The sequence below is a fragment of the Megasphaera sp. AF13-6AC genome (assembly GCF_027685385.1).
Classification (GTDB): Bacteria; Bacillota; Negativicutes; order Veillonellales; family Megasphaeraceae; genus Megasphaera; species Megasphaera micronuciformis.
In genome coordinates this window covers 1-465 of the sequence record NZ_JAQCUN010000280.1, presented here as the reverse complement: position 1 = coordinate 465, position 465 = coordinate 1, and the positions used below count along the sequence as shown (strand labels likewise).

Below are 465 nucleotides of genomic sequence, written 5' to 3'. Positions count from 1 at the left end.
CCAAGGGGGCCGTCAATCGACCTGAAAAATGCCCGCCGCCTCGATAACCGGCACGGCCCGTTGGACGATACACGGATCGTGCCGACCTTTGACGATGAGAGTCGTGTTCTGTTCCGAATCCGTATCGACGGTCTGCTGTTCTCGGCCGATAGATGCCGTAGCTTTAATAACTGTTCGAAAGACAAGGGGCATACCGTTCGTAATGCCGCCGTTAATACCTCCGTTATGGTTGGTCCGCGTCTTTACCGTCCCGTCCTTATCGTAATAAAAGGCATCGTTACTTTCAGATCCTGTCATGGCAGCCAGAGCAAAACCTTCGCCGAATTCAATTCCCTTAACGGCCGGCACGGAAAACAACATTTGTGCCAGCCGGCTTTCAACGGAATCAAAAAGCGGATCACCGTACCCGGCCGGCATACCCGTCACAATGCCTTCAATGATACCGCCGACGGAATCATGGCGGCT

At 53.8% G+C, this 465-nt stretch carries 1 protein-coding gene; it reads right to left on the bottom strand.

Going from position 1 to position 465, the window contains the following annotated elements; genetic code table 11:
• Positions 1–12: 12 nt before the first annotated feature.
• Positions 13–465, bottom strand: a 453-nt coding sequence (locus tag PGX78_RS08855; protein ID WP_270446594.1) for a chorismate synthase, incomplete at its 5' end; no start/stop codon positions are given.